At 68.9% G+C, this 15,034-nt stretch carries 12 protein-coding genes and 5 pseudogenes; 3 read left to right on the top strand and 14 right to left on the bottom strand.

All coding sequences use genetic code 11. The features are described 5' to 3' along the window. Positions 1–110: 110 nt before the first annotated feature. Positions 111–1,079, bottom strand: a complete 969-nt coding sequence (locus SY89_RS07490) for a phosphoadenosine phosphosulfate reductase family protein (protein ID WP_054583738.1) — start codon at positions 1,077–1,079, stop codon at positions 111–113. Between the two features lie 117 nt (positions 1,080–1,196). Next, on the bottom strand, positions 1,197–1,640 hold the full coding sequence (locus SY89_RS07485; protein WP_054583737.1) for a hypothetical protein: 444 nt from the start codon (positions 1,638–1,640) through the stop codon (positions 1,197–1,199). 194 nt (positions 1,641–1,834) lie between these two features. On the opposite strand from SY89_RS07485, the gene SY89_RS07480 reads away from it, so the two are divergent. Further along, on the top strand, positions 1,835–2,185 hold the full coding sequence (locus SY89_RS07480; protein ID WP_054583736.1) for a HesB/IscA family protein: 351 nt from the start codon (positions 1,835–1,837) through the stop codon (positions 2,183–2,185). 60 nt (positions 2,186–2,245) lie between these two features. On the opposite strand, the pseudogene SY89_RS07475 reads toward SY89_RS07480, so the two are convergent. Both SY89_RS07475 and SY89_RS07470 read right to left on the bottom strand, forming a co-directional pair. Beyond that, positions 2,246–2,811: pseudogene (locus tag SY89_RS07475) on the bottom strand (DUF7110 family protein). 112 nt (positions 2,812–2,923) lie between these two features. After that, positions 2,924–3,265, bottom strand: coding sequence for a glutaredoxin family protein (locus SY89_RS07470; protein ID WP_054583735.1), 342 nt, complete (start codon positions 3,263–3,265; stop codon positions 2,924–2,926). A gap of 88 nt (positions 3,266–3,353) precedes the next feature. On the opposite strand from SY89_RS07470, the gene SY89_RS07465 reads away from it, so the two are divergent. Then, positions 3,354–3,701 (top strand): helix-turn-helix transcriptional regulator, encoded by a 348-nt coding sequence (locus SY89_RS07465; protein ID WP_054583734.1) that lies wholly within the window; start codon positions 3,354–3,356, stop codon positions 3,699–3,701. 315 nt (positions 3,702–4,016) lie between these two features. On the opposite strand, the pseudogene SY89_RS07460 reads toward SY89_RS07465, so the two are convergent. The 7 genes and pseudogenes from SY89_RS07460 to SY89_RS07435 all read right to left on the bottom strand — a co-directional run. Beyond that, a pseudogene (locus tag SY89_RS07460) lies at positions 4,017–4,328 on the bottom strand (GNAT family N-acetyltransferase); the annotation flags it as partial. A gap of 112 nt (positions 4,329–4,440) precedes the next feature. Next, a pseudogene (gene psmA / locus SY89_RS07455) lies at positions 4,441–5,198 on the bottom strand (archaeal proteasome endopeptidase complex subunit alpha). A 2-nt stretch (positions 5,199–5,200) separates the two neighbouring features. Beyond that, complete coding sequence (locus tag SY89_RS07450) at positions 5,201–5,680, bottom strand: Rpp14/Pop5 family protein (RefSeq protein WP_054583732.1); 480 nt, start codon at positions 5,678–5,680, stop codon at positions 5,201–5,203. Continuing rightward, positions 5,677–6,279: a class I SAM-dependent methyltransferase gene (locus SY89_RS07445; protein WP_054583731.1), complete on the bottom strand. Its 603-nt coding sequence runs from the start codon at positions 6,277–6,279 to the stop codon at positions 5,677–5,679. The genes SY89_RS07450 and SY89_RS07445 overlap by 4 nt, the downstream gene beginning before the upstream one ends. A 142-nt stretch (positions 6,280–6,421) precedes the next feature. Continuing rightward, positions 6,422–6,910 (bottom strand): annotated as a pseudogene (locus tag SY89_RS15865) (RNase P subunit p30 family protein); the annotation flags it as partial. A 170-nt stretch (positions 6,911–7,080) separates the two neighbouring features. Then, positions 7,081–9,625: pseudogene (gene folP, locus SY89_RS07440) on the bottom strand (dihydropteroate synthase). 64 nt (positions 9,626–9,689) lie between these two features. Then, complete coding sequence (locus SY89_RS07435) at positions 9,690–10,976, bottom strand: erythromycin esterase family protein (protein ID WP_054583730.1); 1,287 nt, start codon at positions 10,974–10,976, stop codon at positions 9,690–9,692. Positions 10,977–11,111: 135 nt separating this feature from the next. On the opposite strand from SY89_RS07435, the gene SY89_RS07430 reads away from it, so the two are divergent. Next, a complete protein-coding gene (locus SY89_RS07430) occupies positions 11,112–12,353 on the top strand; it encodes an adenosylhomocysteinase (protein WP_054583729.1) in 1,242 nt (413 codons plus the stop codon). A gap of 21 nt (positions 12,354–12,374) precedes the next feature. Here SY89_RS07430 and SY89_RS07425 read toward each other — a convergent pair whose 3' ends face one another. Genes SY89_RS07425 through SY89_RS17650 form a run of 3 tightly spaced genes read right to left on the bottom strand, consistent with a single transcriptional unit; the run spans position 12,375 to position 15,021 of the window. Next, positions 12,375–13,154, bottom strand: a complete 780-nt coding sequence (locus SY89_RS07425; protein WP_204374433.1) for an energy-coupling factor transporter transmembrane component T family protein — start codon at positions 13,152–13,154, stop codon at positions 12,375–12,377. Continuing rightward, positions 13,151–14,011, bottom strand: coding sequence for an energy-coupling factor ABC transporter ATP-binding protein (locus SY89_RS17655; protein ID WP_204374432.1), 861 nt, complete (start codon positions 14,009–14,011; stop codon positions 13,151–13,153). The genes SY89_RS07425 and SY89_RS17655 overlap by 4 nt, the downstream gene beginning before the upstream one ends. Further along, complete coding sequence (locus SY89_RS17650; RefSeq protein WP_204374431.1) at positions 13,975–15,021, bottom strand: energy-coupling factor ABC transporter ATP-binding protein; 1,047 nt, start codon at positions 15,019–15,021, stop codon at positions 13,975–13,977. The genes SY89_RS17655 and SY89_RS17650 overlap by 37 nt, the downstream gene beginning before the upstream one ends. Positions 15,022–15,034: the final 13 nt, after the last annotated feature.

The raw sequence follows: 15,034 nt of genomic DNA, 5'->3' as shown, positions 1-15,034 counted from the left end.
TGAATTGAGATGGTAAAAAATATACCGTAAAAATTCCGATAAGAAAGAGTGTAACAGAAGTGACGGCCGTGATCGGCATCACAGCCGTCCAAAGAGCGGCTCGCCGGGCGTTACATGTAGCCCAGGTCGCGGAGGCGCTCCATGAGGTCCTCCTTGTCCTGGGCGCGGCCGGCGCGTTCGGTGGTGTTCTCGAGGTCCTGGTGCCAGGCGGGTTCCTCCTCGCTCTTCTCGGTGGAGACCTCCGAGCCGAGCGAGCGGAAGCCGGCGAAGTACTTCGGCGACACCGGGATGTCGTCCTGGGTCAGCCCGTTGGGCAGGTCGTCGGCGTCCTCGGGGACGTAGCCCTCCTCGGGGTAGCCCTCGACGGTGTCGGGCACGACGTAGTGCCAGAAGCAGTCCCAGACCGCGCGTTCGTCGAACTGCAGGATCGGCTGGATGCGGTCGTGGGGCGGGTAGATGTCGGGGTCGTGGCGCGGGCTGAAGAACGTCTCGTCGGCGCGAGCCTCCTGTTCGTCCCAACGGACGCCGGAGATGATGCCGTCGATGTTCAGCTCCTCGATGGCGTTGTTGAGCGGCACCGTCTTCAGCAGGTGGTTGCCGACGTACGTGTCCAGCAGGAACGGGAACGTGTCCTCCTCGTACTCGAGGATGTTCCGGATGTGGTGCTGGTTCTGCTCGTTGAGCGCCGAGATCTCGATGTCGTCACCGGGGGTCAGGTTGTGCTCGTCGACGTAGGCACCCACGTCCTCGTTGCGGGCGAAGTGAACGTCGAGATCCCACTCTTCGGCCCAGTGGTCGACGAAGTCCATCAGCTCGTCGAAGTGCTGGTAGTGGTCGAGGAACACCGCCGGCGGCACCTCGAGATCGTGGCGCTCGGCGACCTCCTTCACGAAGTACAGCGTGAGCGTGGAGTCCTTCCCGCCGGTCCACATGATCGCGGGGTTCTCGTACTCCTCGAGCCCCTGTCGCGTGACCTCGATGGCCTTCTCGATCTTGTGTTCGAGGCTCGGGTAGTCCTCCGGCGATTCGCCTTCACCGTCCGTGTAGTCGACGTCCAAGTAGTCGGGGAACTCGCTCATCGTCTAATTAGATCTAATTACGAACCGTCAAAGTTCTTGTGTTCGAACGGCGGCGCCGACCGACCGACTCGACCCGTGACGCCGGTGGGTCGCCTCCCGCTGGCGATCGGCCGCCGATCACTCCGGGGACTCGGGGTCGTCGATCCAGCCGTAGCACCGGTTGTCGCCGTCGTCGGTCAGCATCGACTCCGGAACGAACCCGGCATCACCCCGGGCGCCGGCCGCCTCGCCGGTTCCGTCGTCGACGGCCATCGCCTTCGCCGAGAGCTGCAGCGTCACCGTCAGTTCGCCCTCCTCGGCGTCGAACGACGCGGCGGCCGATTTCGGGCCCACCCCGAACGCCACGTACCCCGCCTCGGTCTCGACCGCGAGATCGTGGCTCGCCAGCGCGCCGGCAACGCCCTCGGCCACCTCGCTCATCGTCTCCCGATCGGCTTCCGTGGCGAGGTCGAACGAGCCGTCGTCGTCGATACGCCCCTCGTCGAACTCGAGGGTTGGGTACTGGAGGTCGGCTGCCGGCAGCCCGTGCTCGGGGTCGTCGGCCCCGTCCTCGTCGGTCATCGGCGCCCTCCGAGGCGAGTGCGGTCGGCGGCGTGGCCGGCCCCGGTCGGGCCGCGAGCGATACACATGGGGACAGGCTCCGCCCCGTCGCCACGAGAAAGGTTCGGTTCCCGGCGGCGGCGACACGGGGGTCGGGCCCCGCCCCCGTGTGGAGTCGCGAGGTTTATGCGGGCCACCTCGGTAGACGAGGGACGATGAGTCGCCCCTCCGAGCCCGGACTGCTCTCGCTCACGGCCGACGCAGACGGTCGGCTGGCGTCGCTGCTCGACGCTCAGGACCTGGACCCCGCCTCCGCCGGACTCCGGATTGCCGTCGAGCGCGGCGGCTGTGCGGGCCTCTCCTACCGGTTCGATCTCGTGGCCTCGCCCGAATCGGACGATGTTGTCGACGACCGCGACGGCGTGAACGTGTTCGTCGATCCGGCGGCCGTGGAGTACGTCGACGGCGCCGCGATCGACCACACGCGGTCGGCTCACGGCACGGGGTTCCGTATCGAGAACCCCAACGCCGGCCAGCAGTGTGGCTGTGGGCTCTCGTTTCGGTGACCGGCCTGGCCGGCTCGCAGAAAAGACCGACGCGAACTCGCTGAGAACGACGATGGACCGTTAGTCCGAGATGAACTCGTTGTCCCGCCAGTTGACGCCGCCGTCCTCGCCGTTGCCCTGTCGGGGTTCTCGACGACTTCGACGCTCGCGGGGCGTTCTTCGCCTTCGACGATGCGGACCGCCTGCAGATCGTCGTCTTTCTCGAGCACCGCAGTCAGCGTACCTTTCTCGGAGATCAGTGCCAGTTCACGGAGCACGAGGAACATCGGGAACCGCAGCGCGCTGTTCTGGAGCACCGTCTCGCGGTCGCCCTTGAAGCAGGCGAACTCGACGAGTTCGGAGGGGATCTCCTCCTCTTCCTCCTCCTGGCCCCAGGTGGGAGCGGTTTTCGGCGGTTCTTCCTCGTACACCCGCGTTTCGGAGACGCTGGCTTTGAGCTGTGCTGTCGGGGTGTACTTCCCGATGTCGGCGTCCTCCGCGACGGCTTTCAGGATCAGGGTGTTGTTCCGGCGGGTGAGTTCGACGTCGTCGAGTTCGGGCGGGAGATCCGGGTTCTCCAGAAACTCTTCGAGGTCTTCGAGTGGCAGTTCGAGGGTCGAGTGAAGTCGGAATACGCGACCTGTCATTTGTTGGTGTGGGATGGGATTGGTGTGGGGGTTCGGTGGGCGGCCCGTGGCGATAACCGTACGAGTATGCCGGTTCTAGGCCGTCTAGCCTTTTAGCTGTTCTTGCCTGCGTTCACGCGCTGGCGTGAACGGTCTCCGCGAGCTCGCCGCGCTCGTCGAGCTCGGCCAGGATGTCGCTGCCGCCGACGAACTCGCCGTCGACGTACGTCTGCGGGATCGTCTCCCAGTCGGACTTCTCCTCGAGCACGGACCGGTACTGCGGGAGCGCGGGCAGCACGTCGACGGTCTCGAACTCCGCGCGGTGCTGGGAGATCAGCTGGACCGCGCGCTGGGAGTAGCCACACTGGGGCATCAGCCGGTTGCCCTTCATGAACAGGACGACTTCGTTCTCCTCGAGAACATCCTCGACCCGCTCGCGGACTTCCTCCGTAGTGAGTTCGCTCTGGGAGTTCATTTCGGTACGAGGTAGGTGGCTTGCGCGGATAACGGTTGCGCCGCGGGGACGGTAGCCTTTAACCTCCGGCCGCAAAACCCATGAGCACATGAGCGCGGCCGACTACGACCTCAGCGACGACGAGCGGAAGGCCCTCGAGCTGATCCGCGAGAGCGGCGGGATCTACCAGAGCGACTTCTGGAAGGAGCTGGACATCTCCTCGCGAAAGGGCAGTCGGATCGCGGAGTCACTCGCCGAACAGGAGCTGATCCAACGGGAGGAAGCCGTCTACAGCGGGCACAACACCTACCTGCTGAAGCCCCGAACGCGCGACCTCGACTTCTCGCTGCTGATGGCCGGGGACATGCTCACTCCCTTCATCGGCGAGGAGGAGGTCGACCCACAGTCCGACGCTTTCTCGCAGTGGTTGATGAACCTCGCCTACGAGGAGTACTAACCGATCACGGCGAGCGACTCACGGCGGCCTCCGTGCCGCCGTGACGAAGCGGATGCCGTGATCGTGTTCTAGCCAATTACGGCGACCGACCCACGGCGGCCTCCGTGCCGCCGTGACGAAGCGGATGCCGTGATCGTGTTCTAGCCAATTACGGCGACCGACCCACGGCGGCCTCCGTGCCGCCGTGACGAAGCGGATGCCGTGATCGTGTTCTAAGCCAATCACGGCTCGTAACCAGCCGCGACCGCCGTGTCGTGGCCACTGAACCGCCTGTCGTGATCGTGAGCCGACACCGCCGACGGCGAACCACCCGACTCAGCTCTCGACGCGGTAGTACATCCCCGTCGAGGCCGGCGCGGTCCGTTCGAACCCCCACTGCTCGTAGAAGCCGTCCACGTCGGCCATCAGGTTCACGTACGCCATCGGCGGCGCGGTCTCGTTGATCCACGCCATCAGCGCGTCCATCATCCGGCTTCCGAGCCCCTGGTGCTGGTGATCCGGGTGGACGACCATGTCGCAGATGTGGAACACCGACCCCTCGTCGCCGACGACGCGGGCCATCCCGACAGTCTCGCCCGCCCCGTCGACGACGGTCACGGCGTAGCTACTGTTCGGGAGCCCGCGCTCGACTGCCTCGCGGGACCGTTCGGCCATCCCCGCCGCGTCCCGGAGTTCGAGGAATCGCTCGACCGTCGGCGGCGACTCGCGGAGTTCGTACGGCATCGAAAAGTCCGCCCGACTACTCCTCGGTGTCTTCCTCGTCCTCGTCCGTCGCGAGGAGATCCTGTCGCGCCAGGTGGGTCTCGATCTCCTCGGGGGCAGGTGGACGTACTCCTCGCTCTCCACGTCGATAGTCGCGAGATCGACGCCGTGGGGGTCCATCTCCTCGTCGTCGTGGACCGTGAGCGCCGAGAGCGCGAGGTCGACGCCGTCCTCGAGGGTCATGTCGTCCTCGTACTCGGCTTCGAGGTGGTCGCGGATGTCGGCGCGGTTCGCGCCGACGGAGAGCGCCTGCCACTCGTAGGGGGTGCCGCTGGGGTCGCACTCGAACAGGCGCGGGCGCCCGTTGATGACGCCGCCGATGATCAGCGAGACGCCGAACGGGCGAGCGCCGCCGTACTGCGTGTACTGCTGGATGAAGTCGGTCACCGTCTTCGCGAGCGTCTCGACGGTGATCGGCTCGCCGTAGCGCAGGCGGTTGGTCTGGGCCTCCCGTCGCGCCACGTCGATCAGCTTGCGCGCGTCGGCGACGTGTCCGGCGCTCGCGATGCCGATGTGGTCGTCGGCCTTGTGGAGTTTCTCGACCGAGTCCGGTTCGATCATCTTCGAGCGGCGGCGCTTGTCCGCCGCGAGCACGACGCCCTCCGGCGTTCGGACGCCGACGCTCGGCGTCCCGCGTTTGACCGCCTCGCGAGCGTACTCGACCTGGTAGAGCCGCCCGTCGGGTGAGAAGATAGTGATACCGCGGTCGTAGGCCTGCTGTTGTTGTCCTTGCATGGTTACTCCGTGTCGTGGACGGTCGCGCCGACCCACCCCGTCGGGGTGTCGACGTCGACGGCGCCGTTCCGGCGTCGGGCCGACAGTTCGGCACCGTCGAACGCGACCTCTCTCTGTGTCGAACTGGGGGCTGGATCGCCTAAATAGCTTTCCGAACAGGCGGCGACGCTGCCGGAGACGCCCGAGATCCGCAGGCCGACCGGGTGGTCGTCCACCTCGTCGACACAGGCGATCGCGGCGCGCGCGGTGTCGACCTCGCCTCGGCGCACCCGGACGATCGCCCCGCCGCTACCGTCCTCGAGTTCGAACCGCATCACGCGCAGGTCGGCGTCGGCGCTGCCCGGGTCGCCCAGGAGGTTCTGGCCGGCGTACCACAGCTCCCGCTGGAACGCGCGCCGGCCGACGCCGGCATCGGGCCACGTCTCGATCGCGACCGCGAGGTACCGCCATCGCGGCTGGAGGTGTTTGGGGAGGTGTTTCATCGGTCAGCCACGAGTACCCCGTACTGATCGCTCACGAGTGTCACGTCCGAGACGGTGAAGCCGGCGTCGGTCAGTGCCTCGACCAACACGCCGACGGCCGCCGGATCGTCGACCTCGGGAGCGTACTGCTCCTCGCCCTCGGGGATCGGCGCCGAGAGCATCACGTCGCCGAGGACGAACCGCCGCGGCGCGAGGGCCGCGATGGCCTCGATCGCCGCCCGCTTCTCGTCGTCCGCGAGGTGATGCATCGCGAAGTTCGAGACGACCACGTCGACCTCGGTGTCGACGTTCGGCTCGCGGAACCGCCCCTCGCCGAAGCTGACGTTCTCGTGGCCCGCGGCCTCGGCCTTCCGGCGCGCCTCCGCGAGCATCCCCTCGCTGATGTCTCGGCCGATCACCGTTCCCGCGTCGCCCGCGAGCGCGAGGGCGATGGCGCCCGTGCCCGTGCCCAGATCGAGCACCGTCTCCTCTGGCCCGGGGTCGGCGGCGTCGATCACCATCGACGCGCAGGCGGCGTACTCGTCGCTGTCCTGCTGTTCGTCGTACTCTTCGGCGACCGCGGAGAACCGTTCGGCGTGATCGTCGATGGAGCGCTTCATTCGTCGTCTCTCCCACGTTGGACCCCGGGGAGATGAACGACTCGGCCAGGCGCGCCCGGTTGCGCGCGGCCAGCCGGCCCCACTCGGCCAGCCCCGCACGCACCGCGTCGGCGCCGAAGCCGATCTGTTCGCCCACCGCCACGAGGTCGCGGGGCGCACGCAGGCGGAGGTGAGAGGTCGCCGTCGCGCTCACGACGTACGGGGCGTCGAAGTACGCCACCAGTTCCCGGAGCTTTCGGAGCTTCCGGAGTCGGCGGACCCGCGTGCCGCCGTCGTCCCGAAGCACGGCGCCGAGGTCGAACTCGATGCGCACGCCGTGGGCGACGGCTTCCTTGACGAGCACGTGGTTCACGTCGCCCGTGCCGTCGAAGGGCTGTGTGAGCACGTCGACGCGGTCCTGCTCGACCGCGAAGCGGTTGAGTGCATCCGTCCCGCCCCGGACCAGCAACAGCGTACAGTCGCGCCGGTGATTCCCGACGGCGCCGCTCGCCGCCTGGGGGTCCTCGGCGTCGATCTCCACCCCGCGGACCACGTCGACGCCGTGGCGACCCGCCAGCGTTCCCGGGTCGTACGCGGCCTCACGCGTGCGAACGACCACGCCCTCGAAGCCGTACTCCGCGGCGGTTTTCACCTGCCGGGCGACGGTGGCGTCGCCCTCGGGGTGGGCATAGACGGCCTCGTACGGGCCGACCTCGCCGGCTCGGCCGCTAGCCGTCGCCTCCTCGTCGCTCCCATCATCACCCGGGTCATCGGTCGCAGCGGTCTCCGGATCGCTGCCAGCCGCGTCGCCCGCGTCGTCGCTCACGGTTCGAACCCCTCCGGATCCGCGGCGGCGTCGGCGACGTTCACCGCGGCGACGTTCTCGGCCACGTCGTGGACGCGGACGATGTCGGCGCCGTTTCTCGCCGCGAGCGCCGACGCCGCGACCGTGGAGTGGGGCGCGTCCCCGGCCTCCTCCCCGTCAGTTCGAACATCGACTTGTGGGAGTGGCCGAACAGCAGCGGGCAGCCCAGCGCCTCGAACTCCCCCAGCCGGTCGAGCAGTGCGAACGACTCCCGCGCCGTCTTCCCGAAGCCGATCCCGGGGTCGATCACGACCTGCTCGCGGTCGACGCCGGCCTTCTCGGCGGCCAGCAGGCGCTCGTGGAGTTCGCGGATCGTCTCCTCGACCACGTCGTCGTAGTGGACCTCGGTGCTCGGGTCGACCGGTGCCTCGATCGAGTGCATCAGCACGACCGGGACGCCGGTTTCGGCCGCGACACGGCGCATCTCCGGGTCCTGTAGCCCCTCCACGTCGTTGAGCACGTCGGCGCCGGCGTCGACGACCGCGCGGGCCACCTCGGGGCGGCGCGTGTCGACCGAGATCGGCACGTCGAGGTCGTCGAGCCGTTCCACGACGGGAACCACGCGGTCCAGTTCCTCCTCGATCTCAACGGGGGTGGCGCCGGGGCGGGTGCTCTCGCCGCCCACGTCGATGAGGTCGGCGCCGGCGGCGACCATCGCCTTGGCCTGTTCGACGGCGTCCTCGATGCGCTCGTACTCGCCGCCGTCGTGGAACGAGTCCGGCGTGACGTTCAGCACGCCCATGACCGCCGTCCGATCCTGTGGCCACGGCAGGTCGCGCTCTGGCGGGCTGTGCTGGATCCCCAACTGCTCACGGATCTCTCTCCCAGTCCGGAGAGCCCCCACGGCTGGCCCTGCAGCTTCTCCGCCAGCCGCTTGAACTGCGCCATCGTCCCCGAGAGCACCACGTCGTGGAGTTCGCCGCCCGAACGCAGCGCGGAGGCCGAACACTCCCCGTCCAGCGAGAGCATCTCCTGTTTGAGGTACTCGGCCTGGCGTTGCTGGACGCGGGTGTGGAGCACGCGGTGGTCGGCCTTCCCGCGCATCCGCCAGATGCCGGGTTCGGAGACCTGCGCGTCCCGCAGGACGGTCTCGGCCTCGTCGATGGAGTCGACGCGTTTGGGCACCTGCAGCCGCGTCCACGTCGCTCTGGCCTCCGCGACGGCGTACAGCGAGCCAGTCACGAGCAGCGCGTCGTCACCGTCGGCGTCCTCCCGGGCCATCGAGAGCGCGTTCGCGACCGAGCCGGTCGCCCGCACGTCGTCGTAGCCGGCATCCTCGAACGTTCGGGCGAGCACCTCCGAGTCCTCCGCGCGGTCGGTCACGGGCTCGCAGGTGGTGACGCTCGCGTCGTCGGGCAGTGCCGCGGCCATCGCCACCGTGTCCTTGTCGTGCATGGCCGCGACGACGAGGTGGCAGTCGTCGTACTCGAACGTCGACAGCGTCTCGGTGACCGTCTCGCAAGCCTCGGGGTTGTGCGCGCCGTCGAGCACGGTCAGCGGCGACTGGCTCATCACCTCGAAGCGGCCGGGCCAGTCCGCCTTCGCGAGCCCGCGCTCCAGCGCCCCGCGCCCCACGTCGACGCCGAGTTCGTCCCCGATCTGCCGGCTGAGCACGCACGCGATCCCGGCGTTCATCGCCTGGTGTTCGCCGAGCAGCGGGATCCGCGCGTCGACAGCCCAGCCCTCGGCGGCGACGCTGACCCCGGCCTGCTGGTGGGTGATGCGGCCGTTGTAGGCGACCGTCACGTCCGGGTGCACGCCGCTGGCAGCATCGTCGCCGCCAGCGTAGTCGGCGGTTCCTGTGGCTCCCTCGCCGATCCACTCGTCCTCGCCGACCGTGATCACGCCGCTAGCCCCGACCTCGTCGGCCACGTCCCGAACTGTCGAGAGCGCGGCGCCCTCGGTTCCGGTGACGAGCGGCCGACCTACCGGGGCGACGTGGGCTTTCGTCTCGGCGATCTCCTCGACAGTGTCGCCGAGGACGCCCGTGTGTTCGAGCGAGACGTTCGTAACCGCGCTCGCGATCGGATCGACCGCCGAGGTGGCGTCGAGTTCGCCGCCGAGACCGACCTCGAGGACCGCCACGTCGACGCCCGCGCGTTCGAACCACCAGATACCCAGCGCGGTGACGACCTCGAAGAACGTCAGCGGCGCGCCGTCGGCGGCGCGGTCGACCAGCCACGGTTTCGCCGCCTCGACGAACTCGGCGACGGCCGACCGGGGCATCTCCCGGCCGTCGACGTGGACGCGCTCGGTCAGGTGTTCGAGGTGGGGCGAGGTGTACAGGCCGACCGAGAGGCCGGCCTCCCGCAGCGCCGACTCGACCATCCGCGCGGTACTGCCCTTGCCGTTGGTGCCCGCGACCTGGACGTAGGCGGGGCCATCGCCTTCGTTCGGGGATACGTCGACTGCCGCGAGCAGTTCCTGTACCGACTCGACCCCGGGGTCCACGCCGAACCGCCGGAGATCGAACAGGAAGTTCGCGGCCTCGTGGTAGTGCATGGGCGACGTTGCGACCGGTGGGCGTTTGGCCGTTTCGGACGAGCGCGGGGTTGCCGCGATCCCGTTAGCCCCAGCTATCGATCTCGGCCGGGTGGCCCAGTGGCACCGCCCGCGTCGTTTCGTCGACGTGGCACAGCGCGTCGAACGCGTCAGCAAGCACGATATCGGACTCGTAGGACTCGTCCGGATCGTACATCCCGCCAGGCTGACGGAGCGGTCGCTCTTCTCGGAGGAAGGTCTCGAGTCCCTCGGCGTCGACAGCCCGGTGATCGAGGAACAGCGGTGAGCCGTCGGCGCGGCCGAGCGTCCCGCCGATAGATCCCTCGGCGGCGTCGACCACGCAGTCCCGAAGCCCGTACTCGCCGTCGTGGTCCGCCGCCATCGCCTGATACGACCCCTCGGTGAAGGAGAACCCTATCGCCACGTAGTCCTCGCTGTAGCGCTCCGCGAGATGCTGCCCCATCGTCCGGGTCCCCTCGCCCTCGAAGTCGAACGGTGCGCGCTGGACGTGCGCGTTGTGCGCCCAGAGCGCGATCCGGTCGTGGGGGGTGGCGTCGCGCAGCCGGTCGACACCGTCGGCCATCGCGCGATCCCGTCGCTCCAGCAGCTCGGCGTCCGAGTCCGTCAGCTCTAGATCGACGGCGTCGGCCATCGTCGAGCGGTGGCGTTCGGCGCGTTGTACCGCCCGCTCCGAGGTGGCCGCGACGTACTCCGCTCGCCGGTCGGCGAGTCGGTCCCGGAAGGCGTCGAGGAACCGCTGTGCGTCCTCGATCCGGGAGGCGAGTTCACGCTCCTCGTCTGTATCCAACCCCCAGTCAGCCAGCATCTCCAACGTCCCGCGGTGGCTGTCGAGCAGTTCGGGGTCCGCCTCGGCGAGGAACGGCTGGAGCGCCTCGGCCCCGCCCACGGCGTACTGTGCGTCGAACCCCAAAAACCGGACCTGCTCGGCGGGAGGTCGACCGGCATTGAACTCCCGCAGCCACTCGACCAAGTCGGCCAGTTCGGCCACGTACCACGGCCAGAAGTACGTCGCCGCGAGCGCGTCGGCCGCGGAATCCGGGGCGTCGTCGGTGCCGCGGACGTAGCGGTCGATCGCCAGCGTCTCCGAGTAGTTCGCTTCGAGGCCGAACAGCCGCACCCCGTGGTCTGCGACCAGTCGCCGGAACAGCGCGGCCTTCAGCCGGAAGTGCTCGTGTGTGCCGTGGGTCGCCTCGCCCATCCCGATCACCGTCGCGTCCGCGAGCGCGTCGGCGACGGGGTCGAGTCGCCAGGCCTCGGGGTCGTCGCCGTCGAGTTCGACGGCGCGCTCACCGAGCGTGTAGAGCGTGTCGTCGTCGATGGAGGCCGTCATGGACCCGATCCACCCGGGGAACCGTGAAAGCTGTTGATGATCCGACTTCCGAACGAGCCACGGGCCGCCCCGGGACGATCGGCGACACTCTCCGTCTCCGGTCGCTTTATCGCCCCATGCGCGCACCCCTCACGCGTGTCAACCACTGACGATCCGCTCGCGTGGGCACGGGAGTACACGCCGGTGCTCCAGTCCCTCGGCGACGAACACGAGGACGACGAACCGCTCGCCGGCTACACCATCGGTCTCGCCACCCACATGGAGGCCGTCTCGGGCTGTCTGGTCGAGGCGCTCAACCGCGCCGGCGCGGAGGTGCTGTTCACCGCCTCCGAACCCCAGTCCACCCACGGCGACGTGGTGGAGTATCTCGACGACCAGCCCGGCATCACCGCCTACGTCTGGGAGGGGATGACCGACGAGGAGTTCGACGCCGCCCAACACGAACTGCTCGAACGGGAGCCGGACTTCCTGCTGGACGACGGCTGCGAGCTGATCTCGAAGTGTGTCGCCGATCATCCCGAGGTCGCTGAGACCGTGCTCGGCGGCGGCGAGCAGACCACTGCCGGCATCACCCGCGCCGAAGCGATGGACGAGGAGGGCGTCCTGGAGTTCCCGGTGTACGGCGTCAATGACACGCCGATGAAGCACTACTTCGACAACGTCCACGGCACCGGGGAGTCCGCGCTGGTGAACGTCTCCATCACCACCAACACCGTCATCACGGGCGAGACGGTCGTCGTGGCCGGCTACGGCTACTGCGGCCGCGGCATCGCCCGGAAGGCCCGCGGGATGGGCGCCCAGACCGTCGTCACCGAGGTCGAGCCCCGGAAGGCGCTGGAGGCGCACATGGACGGCCACCGCGTCATGTCGATGGACGAGGCCGCCGAGATCGGCGACATCTTCATCACCAGCACCGGCACGCGCGACGTGATCCGCCGCGAGCACTTCGAGAAGATGGGCGACGGCGCCCAACTCGCCAACGCCGGCCACTTCGACGTGGAGATCGACCTCGACGGGCTGGCGGAGTACGCCGAGTCGGTCACCGAACCCAGGGAGGGGATCACCCGCTACACCACCCCCGACGGTCGGCACGTCAACCTGCTCGCCGACGGGCGGCTGGTGAACCTCACCGGCCCCGCGAGCGAGGGGCACCCGGCGGAGATCATCGACACCACTCACGCGATGATGTTCGTGACCGCCTACGACCTGCTGACCCGCGACCACGGGCTCGGCCCGGGGCTGTACGCGATCCCGGACCGACTCGACCGCGACGTGGCCGAGCGCAAGCTCGACACCCTGGATATCGACATCGACGCCGTCACCGACGCACAGGAGCAGTACGCCGACGACTGGCGCCACGAGGACAGCGCGTTCTGAGCGAGAGCTGCGAGTCCCGTCTCAGAACGTCCCGACACCCATCGTCGACAGCGTGATCGACGCGACCGAGACGGCGACGGTGAACGCGACCGCGAGCCAGTCACGGAACTCGAAGGCGGACTGCCGGTAGAACGTCCGCTCGCTTCGCGTGTCGAAGCCGCGGGCCTCCAGCGCCATCGACTGCGTTTCGACGTTTCTGAAGGCGGTCATGAACACCGGGATCAGCAGCGGGATGAAGCTGCGGGCCCGCTCGATCGGGTTCTTCGAGGAGAGTTCCAGCCCGCGGGCCTCCTGGGCCTGCCGCACCGTCCCCGCCGCGTCGAGAAACGTCGGGAACAGCCTGAGTGCCGTGCCGACGGCGAAACAGAACGCGTAGGGGAGGCCCAGCCCGCGCATCCCCGGACGATCTCCTCGTTCGAGGTGGTGGAGACGTACACCAGCCCCCGAGGATGAAGGAGGTGATCCGCAGCGAGCGTCCGAGCGCGAACAGCGTCTGCTGCTCGGTGAGGAACAGTGGCCCGACGTCGACGACCACCGGGCCGCCCCGCTCGACGAACCCCGGCCAGACGACGAGGCCGACGACGAACAGCGCGACGATGATGAACCAGACCCGCCGGAGGTTGCGCAACCCCCGCCGATCCAGAGCCCCACCAGCGCCGCGACGAACGGGATCGCGATGAACTCGGGGCGGCCGAACGTGTACGCCGGCACCGCCATCGCCAGCAGGAGCGCCAGCTTCGCCCGCGGATCCAGCCGGTGGAGGAAGCTGTCGGCGTCGACGTAGAGCGAGGTGCTGCTCATCGGCCCTCCCCCTCCGTGGTCGCCGAAGCTGTGTCGCCGACCGGCTCCGCGTCCGCGAGCGCGTCGGTGCCGCCGAGCGCCGTCGCGAGCTCTTCGGCGGTCAGCGCGGTCGGTTCGTCACCGCGGACGGCGTTTGCACACGCCGCGGGGTGGGGCGGCACGAGGTCGTACTCCGCCAGCGCGGCCCCGTCGCCGAACAGCTCCCGGGTCGGGAGGTCGTCGACGACGGCGCCGTCCCGCATGACGACCGTCCGCGGGGCGTACCGTGCGACGGTGCCCATGTCGTGGGTCACCATCACCACGGTCACTCCCTCCTCGCGGTTGAGCTTCGCGACGAGATCCATGAACTGTCGTTGCTGGGTTGCGTCGAGCCCCGTCGTCGGCTCGTCGAAGACGATCACCTCGGGGTCGGTCGCGAGGATCCCCGCGAGCGCCACGCGCTGGCGCTGGCCCTTCGAGAACGCGAACGGGTCCGCGTCGTCGAGCCCGTCGAGTTCGACGGTCTCGAGTGCGCGTTCCACCCGTCGATCCAGCTCCGGACCCTCCAGCCCGAAGTTCTTCGGCCCGAAGGCGACCTCCTCCCACACCGTTTCGGCGAAGATCTGGTGGTCGGGGTTCTGGAACACGTAGCCGACCTCGCGGCCGATCTCCCCCATCCCGTACTCGGGGACGGGCCGGCCGCGGTAGCTGACCGAGCCCTCGTCGGCCTCGTGGAGCCCGTTGAAGTGCTTCGCCAGCGTGGTCTTCCCGCTGCCGTTGTGACCGACCAGCGCCACCACCTCGCCCTCCCGGACCGTCAGGTCGACACCGTCGACGGCCGTCACCGGCCCGCGGTCGGTCTCGTAGGCGAAGCGCACGTCTGAAAGCTCGAACAGCGGGTCGCCAAGGTCCGCGCCGGTTCCGCCCGGAGCCACGCCGAGATCGGCTGGCGCCTCGTACGCCACGTCGGCGGCTTCGACCCGTTCCCGGGCTTCCGCGGGCAGCAACGGTAGGTCGTCCGCGGGCCAGCCGAGTTCGTCGAACGCCGCCACCAGCGGGGGACGGCAACGCGGGCCGCCGCGAGCGCGTCGGTGTCGGTGAACACCTCACGCACCGTGCCCGAGCGGTAGGGTTTGCCGTCCTTCAGCAACACCGCGTGGTCGGCGAGCAGCGCCTCCTCGATCTTGTGGGTCACCATCGCGATGGTGTCCGGCCCCGACCAGTCGCCGCCGGCGGCGTCGCCGGCCGAGAGCGTGTTCACCACGTCGACGATATCACGGGTCCCCTTCGGGTCGAGGTCGCTCGTCGGCTCGTCGAGCACGAGCAGTTCCGGGTGGGTCGCGGCGACGCCAGCGAACACCAACCGCTGCTTCTGGCCGCCCGAGAGCCCCGAGGGCTCGCGGTGGAGTTCCAGATCGTCGAGCCCGACGATACTGAGCGACTGCTCGATCCGAGGCTCGATCTCCGCGGGCGGCACCGCGAGGTTCTCCGGGCCGAAGGCGACCTCGGCCTCGACGCTGGTGCCGAACAGCTGTGACTCGTAGTCCTGGAGCACCATCCCCACGTCGCGGGCCATCTCGCTGACTCGCGTCTCGGTCGCGTCGACGCCGAGCACGTCAACCTCGCCCCGGAACGAGCCGTCGATGAAGTCCGGGATGATCGCGTTGAACGTGCGCAGCAGCGTCGACTTGCCGCCGCCGGAGGCGCCCATCACGACAGTGAAGGAGCCGTCCGGCACCGACATGTCGACGCCGCGGAGGACGGGCCCCGCCCGCTCGTCCGGGTCGGCCTCCCCGGTCAACGCCTCGGAGTCGGGAAGCGTCGCGTCGCGGACGTAGGAGAACACCACGTCCCGCAGACGTACGGCAGCTTCCTCGCTATCACTCATTGGGTGGACACCC

Source organism: Halolamina pelagica, assembly GCF_001307315.1.
GTDB lineage: Archaea > Halobacteriota > Halobacteria > Halobacteriales > Haloferacaceae > Halolamina > Halolamina pelagica_B.
The sequence above is the reverse complement of the archived record's forward strand: the minus strand, read 5'-3'. Positions and strand labels throughout refer to the sequence as shown.

What these genes read in the sequence shown, in the direction of transcription:
- SY89_RS07490 (WP_054583738.1), bottom strand. Translation starts at nt 1,079, where the DNA reads ATGAGCGAGTTCCCCGACTACTTGGACGTCGACTACACGGACGGTGAA.
- SY89_RS07485 (WP_054583737.1), bottom strand. Translation starts at nt 1,640, where the DNA reads ATGACCGACGAGGACGGGGCCGACGACCCCGAGCACGGGCTGCCGGCA.
- SY89_RS07480 (WP_054583736.1), top strand. Translation starts at nt 1,835, where the DNA reads ATGAGTCGCCCCTCCGAGCCCGGACTGCTCTCGCTCACGGCCGACGCA.
- SY89_RS07470 (WP_054583735.1), bottom strand. Translation starts at nt 3,265, where the DNA reads ATGAACTCCCAGAGCGAACTCACTACGGAGGAAGTCCGCGAGCGGGTC.
- SY89_RS07465 (WP_054583734.1), top strand. Translation starts at nt 3,354, where the DNA reads ATGAGCGCGGCCGACTACGACCTCAGCGACGACGAGCGGAAGGCCCTC.
- SY89_RS07450 (WP_054583732.1), bottom strand. Translation starts at nt 5,680, where the DNA reads ATGAAACACCTCCCCAAACACCTCCAGCCGCGATGGCGGTACCTCGCG.
- SY89_RS07445 (WP_054583731.1), bottom strand. Translation starts at nt 6,279, where the DNA reads ATGAAGCGCTCCATCGACGATCACGCCGAACGGTTCTCCGCGGTCGCC.
- SY89_RS07435 (WP_054583730.1), bottom strand. Translation starts at nt 10,976, where the DNA reads ATGACGGCCTCCATCGACGACGACACGCTCTACACGCTCGGTGAGCGC.
- SY89_RS07425 (WP_204374433.1), bottom strand. Translation starts at nt 13,154, where the DNA reads ATGAGCAGCACCTCGCTCTACGTCGACGCCGACAGCTTCCTCCACCGG.
- SY89_RS17650 (WP_204374431.1), bottom strand. Translation starts at nt 15,021, where the DNA reads ATGAGTGATAGCGAGGAAGCTGCCGTACGTCTGCGGGACGTGGTGTTC.